This window comes from Pseudomonas gozinkensis, assembly GCF_014863585.1.
GTDB lineage: Bacteria > Pseudomonadota > Gammaproteobacteria > Pseudomonadales > Pseudomonadaceae > Aquipseudomonas > Aquipseudomonas gozinkensis.
In genome coordinates this window covers 4,049,052-4,065,138 of sequence record NZ_CP062253.1, presented here as the reverse complement: position 1 = coordinate 4,065,138, position 16,087 = coordinate 4,049,052, and the positions used below count along the sequence as shown (strand labels likewise).

The following is a 16,087-nucleotide window of genomic DNA, read 5'->3' as shown; positions in this document are numbered from 1 at the left end:
GTGCTGCGGATTATGTCTTGGACGGTCTGAGTGGCGCAATCTAGGATCTGCTCAACGGTCAACACCGACCACGACTTACGAGGACAGCATCATGAGCTTGAAAGACAAACTCCCCGGCCAACTCGGCTTCGGCACCGCGCCGCTGGGCAACATGTTCCGCGCCATTCCTGAAGAAGAAGCCCAGGCCACCGTGCATGCGGCATGGGAGGCCGGCGTGCGTTACTTCGACACCGCGCCGTTCTACGGCTCGGGCCTCTCGGAAATCCGCCTCGGCGAAGCACTGTCCCGCTACAAGCGTGACGACTATGTGCTCAGCACCAAAGTCGGCCGGGTGATTCTCGATGAAGTCGAAGACGCCGCCGCCCGGGATCTGGGCGAGAAAAGCGGGGTGTTCGAACACGGTCGCCCTAACAAGATCGTCAACGACTACAGCGCCGACGCCACGCTGCGTTCGATCGAAGACAGCCTCAAGCGTCTGAAAACCGACCGCCTCGATATCGTCTGGGTGCACGACATCGCTCAGGACTTCTACGGTGACCAATGGCTCGAGTATTTCAATCAGGCCCGCACCGGCGCCTTCAAAGTCCTGACGCGTCTGCGTGAAGAAGGCGTGATCAAGGGCTGGGGCCTGGGCGTGAACAAGGTCGAGCCGTGCGAGTTGACGCTGGACCTGACCGAGGCGCAGCCTGACGGCTTTCTGTTGGCCGGCCGCTACACCTTGCTCGATCACGACCGCGCCTTGCAGCGCTTGATGGATTCGGCGAGGGCGCAGGACGTTGAAATCGTTGTCGGTGGCCCCTACAGCTCGGGGATCCTGGCCGGTGGCGCGCACTTCGAATACCAGAAGGCCAGTCCTGAAATCGTTGCAAGGGTCGAGCAGATCAAACGCATCGCCGCTGCCCACGGCGTCGATGTCAAAGCGGCTGCACTACAATTCTCGCTGGCCAATCCGGCCGTGGCGGCCGTGATTCCCGGTGCGAGCAAACCGGGGCGCATCGCTGAAGATGTGGCGGCGCTGTCGGCGGTCATTCCGGCCGGTTTCTGGCAGGCCATGCGTGAAGCGAAACTGGTGTCCGAACGTGCACCATTACCCATCGACGAGGTGAAAGCATGAAGATCGATCTGAGCGGAAAACTGGCGATTGTCAGCGGCAGCACGGCGGGCATCGGTTTGGGCATCAGCCAGTCGCTGGCCGAGGCGGGCGCCACGGTGGTGGTGATCGGTCGCGATTCGGCCAAGGTCGAACAGGCGCTGGCGAGCATTCGGGACAAGGTGCCGGGCGCGCAACTGCGCGGTCTGACGGCGGATCTGGGCACGGCCGAAGGCGCGCAGAAACTGTTCGCCGCCGAACCGAAAGCCGACATCCTGGTGAACAACCTCGGGATCTACAACGCCGTGGATTTCTTTGACGCGCCGGACGATGAGTGGACGCGCTTCTATGAAATCAACGTGATCTCTGGCGTGCGCCTGTCGCGGCATTACGTGCCGGCGATGGTCGAGCAGGGCTGGGGCCGGGTGATCTTCCTGTCTTCGGAATCCGGCGTGGCCACCCCGGCCGACATGATCAACTACGGCGTGACCAAAAGCGCCAACCTCGCGGTGTCCCATGGCTTGGCCAAGCGCCTGTCGGGCACCGGGGTTACGGTCAACGCGATCCTGCCCGGGCCGACCTTCACCGACGGCGTCGAGGAAATGCTCAAGGATGCTGCCGCCGAGTCTGGCCGCAGCCTGCGTGACGAAGCTGACGCGTTTGTGCGCCGGGCCCGTCCGAGCTCGATCATCCAGCGCGTGGCGGATGTCGAAGAAGTCGCGCATCTGGTCACTTACATCGCTTCACCGCTGTCCTCGGCCACCACCGGCGCCGCTTTGCGGGTCGACGGCGGCGTGGTCGACAGCCTGACTATCTGAATTTATCGAGAGAGACTTTTTATTTATGGCAACTGCATCAGCAACGATCGACATCCCGGCTTCGGCCGAACAGGTCTGGCAATTGATTGGCGGCTTCAACACCCTGCCGGACTGGCTGCCCTTCATTCCCAACAGCGAGCTGAGCGAAGGCGGGCGTGTGCGCACCCTGCAAACCGCTGACGGTGGCGTGGTGGTCGAGCGTCTGGAAACGTTCGATAACGCGGGCAAAACCTACAGTTATTCGATTCTGCAGGCGCCGTTTCCGGCCACCGATTATCTGGCGACGATTCGCGTCGAAGCCCAGGGGCAGGGCGCGAAGGTGACGTGGTCGGGACGTTTCACGGCCAAGGGCGTGAGCGATGAGGAAGTGGTGGCGCTGTTCAGCGGCATCTATCAGGGCGGGCTCGACGCACTGCGCGCGAACTATCCCGTTTAAGTCGATGATCGTTCCCACGCTCTGCGTGGGAATGCCTCAAGGGACGCTCCGCGTTCCAGCTCTGGAAGGGACGCGGAGCGTCCCGGGCTGCATTCCCACGCGGAGCGTGGGAACGATCTCTTCACGACTGTGAAATCAGGCTCTGCCGACAATCCAGCACCAGCTTCGCCCCACCCAGCTCACTGCGTCCCACCTCAAGGCTGAACCCGTGCAGGTTGACGATCGCCGCGACGATCGAAAGCCCCAGGCCAAAGCCATTCTGCAGTTGTCCGCCCTCGGCACGATAGAAACGCTGGAATACCGCCTCCCGCTCGGATTCGGGAATGCCGGGACCGGAGTCATGCACTTCGATCCGCGTATGCCCCGCATCATTGACCCCGCGCAACACCACTGTGCCACCGGCCGGGGTGAACTTGATCGAATTGCTCAACAGGTTCGCCAGCGCTTCAAACAGCAACGCCCGGTCACCGTTCAGCATCGGCAGGGTTTCCGGCATGTTCAGCTCGAAACGCAGCTCGTCGTCTTCAGCCAGCGGCAGATAAAACTCGTGCAGTTCCTGCAACAACAACACCGCATCGAGTTCGACAAACCCCGAGCGACGCTGACGATCTTCCAGCTCGGAAATTCGCAGCAAACCGCGAAACCGCGCCATCAGCGTATCGGCCTCGGCCAGCACCAGATCCAGTTGCGCCGCCTCCGGCGAACCTTCGCCGGCCTGCTGCTGCATGCGATACAACTGCGCGCGCAAACGGGTCAGCGGGGTGCGCAGGTCATGGGCGATGTTGTCGCACACGCCTTTGACTTCGTTCATCAAGCGCTCGATGCGATCGAGCATGGCGTTGACGATGGCGGCGAGCATGTCCAGCTCGTCGCGGCGATTGGACAGCGGCAAACGGTGGGTCAGGTCGCCGGCGACAATCGACTGGGCGCTGGCCTGGATCGCCCGGATCCGCCGCAGCGGTCGCCGACGCAGCAAATGCCAGCCGATGATCCCGGGCACAATCGTCAGCGACACGCCCCAGAGCAACGCATGCAGAATGATCCTGGTCACCGCGAACAGCGAGCCGTTGTCCCGCAGCAACACCAGCCAGCGGCCATCACGGGTCGGTGTGGCTACCGCGTCGCAACTGTCGTTGGGCAGGGTCGGGTCGTCGGAGTCGGCGCATTCGCTGAGCATGTGGATTTTGCCATCGAGCGGCAGGCCATCCGGGATCTTCTGCAACGCGCCGCCGAGGTAACGGTGCTGGGCGTCAAACAGGCCGTAGGCGTCGATGCCGCGAATGTCGAAGGTCATGCTGGCGGCGAGCGCGTCTTCCAGCTGGTCGCCGCGAAAATGCGAAAACAGGTGCTGGCGTTGCATCAGCGAGTGCTTGGCCAGGTTGTCGAGGTAACCGGAAACCTCGAAGTACATGACCCCCATGAGGATCGCGCTCCAGGCCACGAACAACGAACTGTAGAGCGCCAGCAGCCGGCTGCTGGAAGAACGCCAACCGTCAGACGGGTTCGGCAATGACATAACCCGAGCCTCGCACCGTGCGGATCAGCGGGACGTTGCCCGGCGGGTCGATCTTCTTGCGCAGGCGGCCGATGTGCACGTCGATCAGGTTGGTGCCGGGGTCGAAGTGATAGCCCCAGACCTCTTCGAAAATCATCATCCGCGACAGGATCTGGCCGCTGTTGCGCATCAGGAATTCCAGCAATTTGTACTCGGTCGGCAGCAGCGTCAGCACTTGCTCGGCGCGGCGGGCTTCGTGGCTGATCAGATCGAGTTGCAGATCCGCCACCTGCAACGTGGTCGGCTGGGCGCCGTTGCTGTTCTGCCGACGCAGCAACACTTCGACTCGCGCGGCCATTTCGTCGGTAGCAAACGGTTTGGTCAGGTAGTCATCGCCGCCGGCGCGCAAGCCACGCACGCGCTCGTCGACGTCGGAGAGGGCGCTGATCATCAGGATCGGCGTCGCCACGCCCATGGTGCGCAGAGTGGTGACGATGGCCAGGCCATCGAGTTCCGGCAGCATGCGGTCGAGGGTGATCAGGTCGTAGTTACCGCTGACGGCGCGGTCCAGGCCTTCACGGCCGTTGTCGACCCAGTCCACGTCGAGGCCGTGGCTGCTCAGTTCGGCGACAATTTCCCGGGCGGTCACGGCGTCGTCTTCGATGGTCAGGATGCGAGTCATGGTGGGCCTGCTGGTCTGTTCAAACGCAATGGCAGCATTTTGCCAAGATTTTGCGTTGACGCTTTAAATTAACTTTCATGTTGTAGCGGATACAAACGCTACGGCCGGGCTTTTGTGCCAATGCATAAAACCCGCTGCTATCGACCCGTTGTTGCAAATTGCATGGTCCTTGGAAGTTCAGACTTTTTAACTGATTGAATCCAAACGATTTATTTAATGTTGGCGACTGGCACGGTCACTGCAATTCCTCTGATGACGAGTTGTAACACCATTTTTCATGCCTGGAGCACTACAACAATGAATAGATCCTCTGATGGGTTTTATCCTGCCTACGAAGGAGAGTCGAGCAACGTCTCGGGCGTGTCCTGGGGCGCGATCTTCGCAGGGGCTGCCGCTGCGGCGGCACTGTCGCTGATTCTGGTGCTGTTGGGTTTCGGTCTGGGCTTTTCCGCTGTTTCACCGTGGGCCGGGGAGGGCGTCAGCGCCAAGGGCCTGGGCATTTCAACGATCATCTGGCTGGCCGCCACGCAAATCATCGCTTCGGGACTCGGTGGCTACATCGCCGGTCGCCTGCGGGTCAAATGGGCCAACATGCACGGTGACGAGGTGTATTTCCGCGACACCGCCCATGGCTTCCTCGCCTGGTGTGTGGCGACATTGGTCACCGCGACGCTGGTGGTCGGTTCGGTCAGCAGCATCGTCAGCGGTGGCGTGCAGGCCGGTGCAAGCGTTGCCGGTGGCGCAGCCAGTGCGATGACACAAGCAGCCGGCACCGCAGCGGCCAACACTGACAGCGATCAGTACGGCTACTTCGTCGACAGTCTGTTCCGCGACGATCGTCCTGCTGCCGTCAGCGATGACGCCGCCCGTGGCACCGTGACCCGGATCTTCGCCCAGAGCCTGGCCAACGGTCAGCTCAGCGCCGAAGACCGTACCTACCTCGCCCAACTGGTCGCGCAGCGTACCAACCTGACCCAGGCCGACGCCGAACGTCGGGTCGATGAAATCTACGCCCGCACCCAGAAGGCAATCGCCGACGCCAAGGTTAAAGCGCAACAAGCCGCCGACACCGCTGCCAAAGTCGCTGCCTGGACCACGCTGTGGATGTTCATCGCGCTGCTGGCCGGTGCGTTCTTCGCCAGCCTTTCGGCCACCTTCGGCGGTCGCCGCCGGGATGCAGTCGAGTACGTCGAAGTCGAAACCTACACCACGACCACGCTGCCGCCAGTCCGTTAATCAAGGAGAATCACCATGCGCTCACTACTGCTGTTTTTCCTCGGCGTTCCAATCCCGATCATCATCCTGATCGCCCTGTTCGTGCACTGATTCCTTGAGGCATATGCCTTGGCCGCTTCCACCTTCGGGTTGAAGCGGCTTTTTGCGTTTTTCACCAGACAGACTCACGAGCGCGTCGCCGTTTCACTGGCCTGGATCAATATTTCCAGTGGCGATATCTCCTAACTTAAATGTTCCAGGCCCTTGTCGCGACTTCGACTACAGTTGTGTCGTGCGCAACCTGTTGCGCTGACGGAGTACCACGCAAACCCGCTCGTATTGAAGAATTAAACGGGACGCCAGGTGTAGTGCAGCAGGGGGCTGACATAACAACTCACCTGAATTTTCACGGACGATCATCGCAATGAACTGCCTAGAAAGAACCTTCGATATCCAGCCTTTGGCGCAGGCGGATATGACTGTCCACATCAACGGCCAGCCGGTCAGCGCCGCCATCGGCGAAACCGTGCTCAGCGTCATTCAGTCCCTCGGCGTACGCCAGGTCGCGCGCAACGATCACAACCAGATCAGCGGTGCCTATTGCGGCATGGGCGTGTGCCAGTGCTGCCTGGTGAAAATCAACGGCCGGCACAAGCGCCGCGCCTGCCAGACCGTGGTGCGCGAGGGCATGCTGATCGAAACCCAGGCCAACCGTATTCACGGGCAGGAGGGGGTATGAGCCTGCATCCGGTGATCGTCGGCGGTGGCCCGGCGGGAATGGCGGCGGCCATCGAACTGGCCCTGCACGGGGTGCGCTGCACCTTGCTTGAAGAGGCGTCGCGCCTTGGCGGCGTGGTCTATCGCGGGCCGCTGCGTGACGGTGTGCAGCTGGATTACCTGGGGCCGCGCTATTCCGAGGCCCTGGGCAAACTGCACGGTGATTTCCAGGAGCAGTCCGGGCTGATTGACGTGCGTCTCAACCACCGCGTGGTCGGCGCCGAAGGTGCGCGCTCGCTGTTGGTGCTGGACGGCGACGAGCGTCTGCACGAAATCGAATACCCGCAGTTGCTGCTGGCCGCCGGTTGCCACGAACGCAGCGTGCCGTTTCCCGGCTGGACCTTTCCCGGCGTGATCATGCTCGGCGGCCTGCAATTGCAGATCAAGAGCGGCGTGGTCAAACCGCAGGGGCCGGTGGTGATCGCCGGCACCGGGCCGTTGTTGCCGCTGGTGGCGACCCAGTTGCATGCGTCGGGCGTGAGCGTGGCGGGGGTCTACGAGGCCTGCGCGTTCGGCAAGATCGCCAGGGAAAGTCTGGCGCTGCTGAACAAGCCGCAACTGTTTCTCGATGGTTTGAGCATGCTCGCCTATCTCAAACTGCACGGCATCCCGATGCACTACGGCTGGGGCGTGGTCGAAGCGCACGGCGAAGGTGAACTGAAAAGCGTCAGCGTGGCGCCGTACTCGGCGACGTGGGAGCCGGACATGAGCCGCGTCGAACGCTTCGAGGCGAAGACGCTTGCGGTCGGCTACGGCTTCATTCCGCGTACCCAGTTGAGTCAGCAGATGGGTCTGGATCACGGCTTCAGCGACGACGGTTACCTGCGCGCCAACGCCAACATCTGGCAGCAAAGCAGCGAACCCCACGTGCATCTGGCCGGTGACATGGGCGGGATTCGCGGCGGTGAAGCAGCGATGCTGGCCGGCAAGATCGCCGCCACCTCGATCCTGCTGCAACGCGGTGTGCTGGAAGAGGAACTGGCACGAGTCCGCCGCGACCGCTACATGAGCAAACTAAAAGCCATCGTGCGTTTCCGCGCGGCGGTGGACCGCTACACCGAACGCGGGGTCGGGCAGACCGCATTGCCGGCCGCCGATACGGTGATCTGCCGCTGCGAACACGCGACCCGTGCCGACATCGACCGGGCGCTGGAGCAGGGCGTGCAGGACATCGCGAGCCTGAAAATGCGCACCCGCGTGAGCATGGGCGACTGTCAGGGGCGGATGTGTGTCGGTTATTGCAGCGACCGCTTGCGTCAGGCTACCGGGCGCAAGGATGTCGGCTGGCTGCGGCCGCGTTTCCCGATTGATCCGATTCCCTTTTCCGCGTTCCAGTCCCTCGGCACGGAGGCCGTTTCCCATGAGTAAGTTCTATGACGTGGTCATCGCCGGCGGCGGTGTGATTGGCGCGTCCATCGCCTATCAATTGTCCAAGCGCAAAGGCCTCAAGGTCGCGCTGATCGACGCCAAGCGTCCGGGCAACGCGACCCGCGCCTCGGCTGGCGGCCTGTGGGCCATCGGCGAGTCGGTGGGGCTGGGTTGCGGGGTGATTTTCTTCCGCATGATGTCGGCTAACCGCAAGCGCGAAACCCAGGGCGCGGCGGTGGCGGTGGATGCCAGCACGCCGCACATCCTGCCGCCGTCGTTCTTCGATTTCGCCTTGCAGTCCAACGCGCTGTACCCGGCGCTGCACCGTGAGCTGAAAGACAACCACGGGATGGATTTCAAGTTCGAGAAGACCGGGCTCAAATTCGTGATCTATGACGATGAAGACCGGTTGTACGCCGAACACATTGTCGGCTGCATCCCGCACCTGGCCGATCAGGTGCGCTGGCTCGATCAGGCTGCATTGCGCGAGTCCGAGCCGAGCGTCAGCCATGAAGCGCGCGGGGCGCTGGAGTTTCTTTGCGACCATCAGGTCAGCCCGTTCCGCCTCGCCGATGCCTACACCGAAGGCGCTCGGCAGAATGGTGTTGACCTGTTCGTCAACACCAACATCACCGGTGTGCTGCATCACGGCACGCGGGTGACCGGTGTACAAACGGCTGAAGCCGGGGTGTTTCACTGCAAGACCCTGATCAACGCTGCCGGTGCGTGGGCGGCAGATCTCAGCGAGTGGGCCACGGGAATTCGTATTCCAGTGAAGCCGGTGAAAGGCCAGATCCTGCTGACCGAACGCCTGCCGAAAATCCTCAACGGTTGCCTGACCACCAGCGACTGCTATATGGCGCAGAAGGACAACGGCGAGATCCTGATCGGCAGCACCACCGAGGACAAGGGCTTCGACGTCACCACCACCTGGCCGGAAATCGCCGGGCTGGTGCAGGGCGCGGTGCGTTGTCTGCCGGAACTGGCGGACATCAACCTCAAGCGCACCTGGGCCGGGTTGCGGCCGGGCTCGCCGGATGAGTTGCCGATTCTCGGGCCGATGGCCGGAGTGGAGGGTTACCTGAACGCCTGCGGGCATTTCCGCACCGGGGTGCTGACATCGGCGATCACCGGGGTGTTGCTGGACAAACTGGTCAACGATGAACCGCTGCCGCTGGACATCACGCCGTTTCTGGCGGACCGGTTTGCAGTGGCGCCCGTTGAGACGAAACTCGAACTAGAGATGGCCTGACCACAGTTCCCTGTGGGAGCAAGCTCGCTCCCACATTTGGAACTCTGCAAACGTCAGGACGTGCTGGACTGTTCTTCCAGTTGATCCGACTCGAACAACCGGGCCAGTTCCGCCCGCGCTTCCTGCGCGGTCTGCAGCACTTTGGCCGCGTCGTCGTACACCGCGTGTTGAGCCTCGAGCACTTGTTCGTCGTGGTGCTTGAAGCGCTTGATCCGCGCATCGGCCTGGGCCTGGGTCAAGCCGAGGCCAACCAGCGTGCGGCGGCTCATTTCCAGACTGGAATAGTACGTTTCCCGGATCGGCTCGGCCCCCACATCCACCAACCGATGCACATGCTGCCGGTTACGCGCCCGGGCGATGATCTTCATGTGCGGGTAGAGCTTGCGCACGATCTCGGCGGTCTTGATGTTGGTTTCCGGATCATCCGTGGCAATCACGAAATACTCCGCTTCCCCGACCTTGGCCGCGCTGAGGATTTCCGGTCGCATCGGGTCACCGTAGAACACCGGCACACCACCGAAACTGCGGGACAACTCGATGGTTTCCACCGAAGTATCCAGCGCCACGAACTTGATGTTCTGCGCCCGCAGAATCCGCGCCACGATCTGACCCATCCGGCCCATGCCGGCAATCACCACCCGTGGAGTTTCGGTCTCGATCTGGCGGAATTTCTCCGGCACTTCCACCGGCTGCACCTTCGGGCTGACCAACCGTGCGCAGATCAGCAGCAACAACGGCGTGACGGCCATCGACAGGGTGATGGTCAGCACCAGCAGGTCATACAGACGCGGTTCAAACAGGCCTTGATCGCGACCGATCTTGAACACCACAAACGCAAACTCACCACCCGCCGCCAGCACGATGCCGAGGCGAATCGCGCTGACCTTGCTCAATCCACCCGCCAGGCGTCCGACCACAAACAGCAACGGCAACTTCAGGGCGATCAACAACAGCGTCAGCCCCAGCACCGTGATCGGCGCGCTGAGCAGCAGACTGAGATTGGCGCCCATGCCGACGCTGATGAAAAACAGCCCGAGCAGCAGGCCCTTGAACGGTTCGATCTGCGCTTCCAGCTCATGGCGATATTCCGAATCCGCCAGCAGCAGGCCGGCGAGAAACGCGCCCAGCGCCATCGACACGCCGACCATGTCCATCAGCCACGCGGTGCCGATCACCACCAGCAACGCGGTGGCGGTAGAGACCTCCGGCAGACCGGTTTTCGCCACCACGCGGAACACCGGACGCAACAGATAACGTCCGCCGATCACCACCACCGCGATGCCGCCGAGCACCTGCAAACTGTGGCGCACATCGTCGGCGGTGCTGGTGTGGTGATCGACCCCCGCGAGCATCGGCACCAGGGCGATCAACGGGATCGCCGCGATGTCCTGAAACAGCAGAATCGCAAACGCCAGGCGACCATGGGGGCTGGTCAGTTCTTTGCGTTCCGCCAGACTTTGCAGGCCGAACGCGGTGGACGACAGCGCCAGGCCCAGGCCCAAGACAATCGCGCTGTTCAGCGGCTGGCCGAACACCGAGAGCGCCAGCACACCGATCACCGAACCGGTCAGCAGCACCTGCGCCAGACCGACGCCGAACACCGATTTGCGCATCACCCACAAGCGTCGCGGCGACAGCTCGAGACCGATGATGAACAACAGCAGCACCACGCCCAGTTCCGAAATGTGACTGACGCTTTGCGGATTGCCGATCAGGCCCAGCACCGACGGGCCGATGATCACCCCGGCAAACAGATAACCGAGCACCGCGCCCAGTTGCAGGCGCTTGGCCAGGGGGACGGTAAGCACGGCGGCGAAGAGAAAGACGACGGCGGCCTGTAACAGATTGCCTTCATGGGGCATGAGCGGACTCCAGTAACGCGGTACGGCGGGGGGCGACAAGGATAAAGGTTGCAACGATTCAAGATCCACTGACGATCCAACTGTGGGAGCGAGCTTGCTCGCGAAAAGGGCGTGTCAGACGGCCTGTCTGCTGAATGACACACCGCTTTCGCGAGCAAGCTCGCTCCCACAAGGGGCTCGGGCGATCTCAGGCTATGTGAACACTCTAGGGCAGCACAGGCTTGAGCAGATGTGCTTCTGTAATAATTTGCATCAATTGGTTACATTTATAGCCTCAGCGAATCAATTCCTTGCGAGTCTTCCATGGCCATCAACTTCGACCTCAACGACCTGCAAGCCTTTCGCGCGGTGGTCGAGCAGGGCAGTTTTCGCAAGGCCGCCGACACCGTGCGCCTGTCGCAACCGGCCCTGAGCCGGCGCATCGAAAAGCTTGAAGACGCCCTCGGCGTGAAGCTGTTCGAACGTACCACGCGCAAGGTGAGCCTGACCCAGGCCGGCCGCGGTTTCATGCCCAGCGTGGAACGTTTGCTGGACGATCTGGACGTGGCATTGCTGGGCATCAGCGAAGTCGCCTCGAACCGGCTCGGCCATGTCACGGTCGCCTGCGTGCCTTCGGCGGCGTACTACTTCATGCCGAGCGTGGTCGCCCGTTATCACCGGCAGTTCCCGCGAATCAAAGTCAAAGTCCTCGACTCCAGCGCCCACGACGTGCTGGGCGCGGTGGTCAACGGCGAGGCGGATTTCGGTTTGAGTTTCATGGGCACCCAGGAGGCGGGTGTGGATTTCGAGCCGCTGGTGCAGGAAAGCTACGTGGTCGCCTGTCGCCGCGATCATCCGCTGGCGGGGCGCAGCAGCGTGACCTGGGACGAGTTCTACCGGCAGGATTACATCTCGCTGGACAAGACTTCGGGCAACCGGTTTCTGCTGGATCAGGCTTTGGCCAACGTGGTGCCGCAGCGCCCGGGCATTTGCGAGACGCGGCATGTGACGACCATGATCGGTCTGGTGGAAGCGGGATTGGGTGTGGCAGCGGTGCCGCTGATGGCGATGCCGGCGGCGGATCATCCGATCCTGACGCGGGTGCCGCTGACCGACCCGCAAGTGATGCGCAGCGTCGGCATCATCAAACGCCGGGGTCGTACGCTGACCCCGGCGGCACTGGAACTTGAGCGGCTGGTGGTGGAAATGAAAGTCCAGCCGCCGACGGTCAGCGCTTGACCGAATCCAGCCCGGTGGCCTGCACGTCAGGCTGGGCGGCAGGTGCGGCCAGATAAGCGAGCAAGGCTTTCGCTTCTTCTGGATGCTGCGCACCCACCGGAATCCCCGCTGCAAACCGCGTGACCGACTGCACCGACTCCGGAATCTTCGCCACAAAACTCACCCCCGGCACCGGCAGCAATTCGCTGACCTGCTGGAAGCCCAGTTGATAATCGCCGGTCGCGACCACTGAGCCCACCGGGATTTTCGGGATCATCTTCGCCTTCGGTTTCAGCTGATCTTCGATCCCCAGTTTCTTGAACAATTGCTGCTCGATGTACACGCCGCTGGCGCTGTCGGAGTAGGCCACCGACTGGGCATCGAGCAGGGTTTTCTTCAGCGCGTCGACGTTGCTGATGTCCGGTTTCGGCGCGCCTTCGCGCACCACCAGGCCGATTCGCGAGTCCGCCAGTTCCACCCGCGAAGCCGGGTCGACCTTGCCTTGCTTGATCAGATCATCGAGGGCATAGCCGACCATGATCACCACGTCGGCCTTTTCACCACGGGCGAGGCGATTGGGGATTGCCTCCGGCGCCTTGCCCATCGACGGACCGAGTTGGGTGTCCAGCGTGTTCCCGGTGGCGGTGGCGAATTTCGGCCCGAGGATCTTGTAGGCGGCGGTGAAACCGCCCGAGGTCATGACCCGCAGTTCTTCGGCCTGAGCCGCAACGTTGAACGCAAGACCGGCGAGCAGGGCGGTAACGGTAAACAGTTTTTTCATGGTGGTGTTCTCAGGCAGTAACAGGTTGCAGACGACCGCCGGCCCGGCGATACAGATACAGCGTCGCGAACAACGCACACAGTGCACCGATGCTCATCCAGTAACCCGGTGCGGCTTTGTCGCCGGTGTACTGGATCAGGAAGGTCGACATCGCCGGCGTGAAGCCGCCGAATACCGCCGTCGCCAGGCTATAAGCCAGCGAGAAACCCGCCACCCGCACTTCCACCGGCATGATCTCGGTCAGCGCCGGAATCATCGCGCCGTTGTACAGGCCATAAATGAACGACAGCCACAGCAGCGACAGCAGCATGTGGCTGAAGCTCGGCGCCTGCACCAGATACGACAGCGCCGGATACGTGGTTGCCAGGGCCAGCAGCGACATGGCGATCAGCACCGGACGGCGGCCGATGCGGTCGGACAACGCGCCACCAATCGGCAACCAGAAGAAGTTGGAAACGCCCACCAGCAGCGTCACCAGCAACGCATCCGATGTGCTCAGGTGCAGCACGGTTTTGCCGAAGGTCGGCGCGTACACGGTGATCAGGTAAAACGCGGTGGTGGTCAGGGCAACCATCAGCATCCCGCCGAGCACCACGCCCCAGTTCTGGCCGAGGGTGCGGAACACTTCTTTCATGCTTGGGCGATGTTTGCGGGCGGCGAACTCTTCGGTTTCCGCCAGATTGCGGCGCAAGATGAAGATGAACGGCACGATCATGCAGCCGACGAAAAACGGAATCCGCCAGCCCCAATCCGCGACGGCTTCCGGCGCCATCCACTGGTTCAAACCGTAACCGAGCGCAGCGGCGACGACGATGGCCACCTGCTGACTGGCCGACTGCCAGGCTGTGAAAAAGCCTTTGCGTCCGGGCGTGGCGATCTCCGAGAGATACACCGAAACCCCGCCCAGTTCGGCACCGGCGGAGAAGCCTTGCAGCAGCCGCCCGATCAACACCAGCGCCGGGGCGAACAGGCCGATGGTTTCGTATCCGGGCACCAGCACAATCAAGATCGTGCCGCTGGCCATGATCGACAGGGTGACGATCAAACCTTTGCGCCGACCCACGTCATCGATGTACGCGCCGAGCACGATTGCCCCCAGTGGACGCATCAAAAAGCCTGCGCCGAACACCGCAAAGGTCATCATCAGGGACGCGAACTCACTGCTCGCCGGAAAGAACACCGCCGCGATCTGCGTGGCGTAGAAACCGAACAGAAAGAAGTCGAACTGTTCGAGGAAGTTACCCGAGGTCACCCGGAAAATGGCGCCGGCCCGCGAGCCGCCGTGTGGGATTGAGGCTGTCATCGAAAAATACTCCACCGCTTTTATGACGTGCGCGACGGGGAGGCGGCGCACGGTTCTTATTGGGGCGGATAGTGGCGCGCAGGGATCGATTTGTTAATTGCATTGTTGGCATGGATTGATGCGTATGCCGGATTAATCGGGGTTATTGTGGGGGGGCTGGCATGCAAGTCATGGTGTGTCAGACAGTGCAAGTTTTGAATGTGCCGGCCCTATCGCTGGCAAGCCAGCTCCCACAGTTTTGGTGGTGTGCTCAGCGATTCTGTAAACACCACAATTATTGTGGGAGCTGGCTTGCCAGCGATGGCTGACTGGTCGGCGACTACAATCTCCCAGCCAGTCCGGGCAAAAAATACAAGGAATGATTCCAGAACCCCGCAGTCGGAGTTCAGGTATCACACATTTCAGGAGGTTCACCGATGAACAACAAGACCCTAATCGCCAGCCTGGCCCTCGTCGCCGGCATCGCCGGGATCAGTCCCCTCGTTCAAGCGGCGCAAACCTCGACCTCTACCGTCGAACATTCCCCCGTCGACGGCCGCGAACTGCAAGTCAACGACCGCGCCCCGGACATTTATCAGCGCAGCGAAAAAGCTCTGACCAACTGGAAACAGAAAGGCCTCAAGCAACCGGAGCCGCAGGCGCAGTGGGTGCAGATCAATGACAAGTACGTGATGGTGATGATCACCAACGGGACGATTGTGGCGATTCAGCCGGTGGAGAAATAGCGTCGGGCTCAATCAGTCCGGCCATGACTCAGCGTCTGCCCGCCGCCCAATCGATACTGATTGTTCCCGCTGCGTTTAGCCTCGTACATCGCCAGATCCGCAATGTGCAGCAACCGATCCATGGTCGGCGCATGGTCGGGGAATACGGCTACGCCGAGGCTGGTGCCGATGTGGCGTTGTTCGTTGCCGATGGGGATCGGCGGGGACAGTTCGATGAAGATTTTCTGGCAGATGCTGCGGGCTTCGTCCTGCAGGTTCAGGCCGGGGGCGAGGCCTTGCAGGATGACCACGAATTCGTCGCCGCCGATCCGCGCGACGGTGTCGCTGACCCGCAAGATGCGTTTCAGGCGTGTGGCGGTGGTGATCAGAACGCGGTCGCCGGCGGCGTGGCCGTAGCGGTCGTTGATCGCTTTGAAACCGTTGAGATCGATAAACACCAGTGCCACCCGCGTTTCGGTCACCCGCGCATGTTCCAGTGCTTCCGATAACCGTTCTTCCAGCACCAGCCGATTGGGCAGGCCGGTCAACGGGTCGAAGTGGGCCAGGTGCTGGAGGTAGCTGGCCGAGGCCTTTTCTTCGGTGATGTCGCGCACCACGCCCATCATCTTGATCACCGCGTCGTGATCGTTGCGTACCACATTGCCGGTTTCCCGCAGCCAGCGAATCGTGCCGTCGGGCCAGACCACGCGGTATTCCTCATCGTGGTTTTCGCCGGTTTCAAGACAGCGCAATTCCCCGGCGCGCACCTTGGCGCGGTCTTCGGGGTGTACGCAGGAGCAGAACAGAGCGTAGGAAGGCGTCACTTCGCCGATCTTGAACCCGAACATGCCGAAGATTGCGTCCGACCAGTAGAGCCGGTCGGTGTCGACTTCCCAGTCCCATGTGCCGATCCGGGCGAAATACTGGCTGCGCTTGAAGCGGTCGGCGTCGCCATCCTGACGGATGTTCTGGCCCTCGGCCGCGCGAGTGAGCAGTTCGCGATACTCGGCGAGTTGCTGACGAAGCTCGCGCACTCGGCGGATCAGAACGGCGATCACGACCATCAGCACGACGACAATGGCGAAGCTGATCCAGAGTTGAGTCATT

Annotated in this window: 15 protein-coding genes; 9 read left to right on the top strand and 6 right to left on the bottom strand. The window is 62.0% G+C overall.

Going from position 1 to position 16,087, the window contains the following annotated elements:
• Positions 1-91 precede the first annotated feature (91 nt).
• Genes IHQ43_RS17940 through IHQ43_RS17930 form a run of 3 tightly spaced genes read left to right on the top strand, consistent with a single transcriptional unit; the run spans position 92 to position 2,344 of the window.
• On the top strand, positions 92-1,114 hold the full coding sequence (locus tag IHQ43_RS17940; protein WP_192561543.1) for an aldo/keto reductase: 1,023 nt from the start codon (positions 92-94) through the stop codon (positions 1,112-1,114).
• Positions 1,111-1,908, top strand: a complete 798-nt coding sequence (locus IHQ43_RS17935) for an SDR family NAD(P)-dependent oxidoreductase (RefSeq protein ID WP_192561542.1) — start codon at positions 1,111-1,113, stop codon at positions 1,906-1,908. The genes IHQ43_RS17940 and IHQ43_RS17935 overlap by 4 nt, the downstream gene beginning before the upstream one ends.
• Positions 1,909-1,933: 25 nt before the next feature.
• Positions 1,934-2,344 carry an SRPBCC family protein gene (locus IHQ43_RS17930; RefSeq protein WP_192561541.1) on the top strand — a complete coding sequence of 137 codons (411 nt, stop codon included), beginning with the start codon at positions 1,934-1,936 and terminating at the stop codon, positions 2,342-2,344.
• Positions 2,345-2,465: 121 nt separating this feature from the next.
• On the opposite strand, the gene IHQ43_RS17925 is transcribed toward IHQ43_RS17930, so the two are convergent.
• Both IHQ43_RS17925 and IHQ43_RS17920 read right to left on the bottom strand, forming a co-directional pair.
• Positions 2,466-3,860 (bottom strand): sensor histidine kinase, encoded by a 1,395-nt coding sequence (locus IHQ43_RS17925; RefSeq protein ID WP_192561540.1) that lies wholly within the window; start codon positions 3,858-3,860, stop codon positions 2,466-2,468.
• Positions 3,838-4,521, bottom strand: coding sequence for a response regulator transcription factor (locus IHQ43_RS17920; protein WP_007952956.1), 684 nt, complete (start codon positions 4,519-4,521; stop codon positions 3,838-3,840). Before IHQ43_RS17920 ends, IHQ43_RS17925 begins: the two co-directional genes overlap by 23 nt.
• Positions 4,522-4,818: 297 nt before the next feature.
• Between IHQ43_RS17920 and IHQ43_RS17915 the strand changes: the two genes are divergently transcribed.
• The 4 genes from IHQ43_RS17915 to hcnC all read left to right on the top strand — a co-directional run bounded on the left by IHQ43_RS17915 (position 4,819) and on the right by hcnC (position 9,133).
• A complete protein-coding gene (locus IHQ43_RS17915) occupies positions 4,819-5,757 on the top strand; it encodes a hypothetical protein (protein WP_192561539.1) in 939 nt (312 codons plus the stop codon).
• Between the two features lie 403 nt (positions 5,758-6,160).
• Positions 6,161-6,475: a cyanide-forming glycine dehydrogenase subunit HcnA gene (hcnA, locus tag IHQ43_RS17910; protein ID WP_192561538.1), complete on the top strand. Its 315-nt coding sequence runs from the start codon at positions 6,161-6,163 to the stop codon at positions 6,473-6,475.
• Positions 6,472-7,881 carry a cyanide-forming glycine dehydrogenase subunit HcnB gene (gene hcnB, locus IHQ43_RS17905; RefSeq protein ID WP_192561537.1) on the top strand — a complete coding sequence of 470 codons (1,410 nt, stop codon included), beginning with the start codon at positions 6,472-6,474 and terminating at the stop codon, positions 7,879-7,881. Before hcnA ends, hcnB begins: the two co-directional genes overlap by 4 nt.
• Entirely contained in the window at positions 7,874-9,133 is a 1,260-nt protein-coding gene (gene hcnC, locus IHQ43_RS17900) for a cyanide-forming glycine dehydrogenase subunit HcnC (protein ID WP_192561536.1), read from the top strand. Before hcnB ends, hcnC begins: the two co-directional genes overlap by 8 nt.
• Before the next feature lie 53 nt (positions 9,134-9,186).
• Here hcnC and IHQ43_RS17895 read toward each other — a convergent pair whose 3' ends face one another.
• Positions 9,187-10,995 carry a monovalent cation:proton antiporter-2 (CPA2) family protein gene (locus IHQ43_RS17895; RefSeq protein ID WP_192561535.1) on the bottom strand — a complete coding sequence of 603 codons (1,809 nt, stop codon included), beginning with the start codon at positions 10,993-10,995 and terminating at the stop codon, positions 9,187-9,189.
• Between the two features lie 303 nt (positions 10,996-11,298).
• Here IHQ43_RS17895 and IHQ43_RS17890 point away from each other — a divergent pair, with 303 nt between their 5' ends.
• Positions 11,299-12,213: a LysR family transcriptional regulator gene (locus IHQ43_RS17890; RefSeq protein ID WP_192561534.1), complete on the top strand. Its 915-nt coding sequence runs from the start codon at positions 11,299-11,301 to the stop codon at positions 12,211-12,213.
• Here IHQ43_RS17890 and IHQ43_RS17885 read toward each other — a convergent pair.
• Positions 12,203-12,973 (bottom strand): substrate-binding domain-containing protein, encoded by a 771-nt coding sequence (locus IHQ43_RS17885; protein ID WP_192561533.1) that lies wholly within the window; start codon positions 12,971-12,973, stop codon positions 12,203-12,205. The two genes, IHQ43_RS17890 and IHQ43_RS17885, sit on opposite strands and share 11 nt — an antisense overlap.
• A gap of 10 nt (positions 12,974-12,983) precedes the next feature.
• The gene (tcuC, locus tag IHQ43_RS17880) at positions 12,984-14,276 is read right to left on the bottom strand and encodes an MFS transporter (RefSeq protein WP_192561532.1); all 1,293 of its coding nucleotides are present in this window, start codon (positions 14,274-14,276) and stop codon (positions 12,984-12,986) included.
• A 416-nt stretch (positions 14,277-14,692) separates the two neighbouring features.
• Here tcuC and IHQ43_RS17875 point away from each other — a divergent pair, with 416 nt between their 5' ends.
• Positions 14,693-15,001 (top strand): RcnB family protein, encoded by a 309-nt coding sequence (locus IHQ43_RS17875; RefSeq protein WP_007952935.1) that lies wholly within the window; start codon positions 14,693-14,695, stop codon positions 14,999-15,001.
• A gap of 8 nt (positions 15,002-15,009) precedes the next feature.
• Here IHQ43_RS17875 and IHQ43_RS17870 read toward each other — a convergent pair whose 3' ends face one another.
• Complete coding sequence (locus tag IHQ43_RS17870) at positions 15,010-16,086, bottom strand: sensor domain-containing diguanylate cyclase (RefSeq protein ID WP_192561531.1); 1,077 nt, start codon at positions 16,084-16,086, stop codon at positions 15,010-15,012.
• Position 16,087 lies beyond the last annotated feature (1 nt).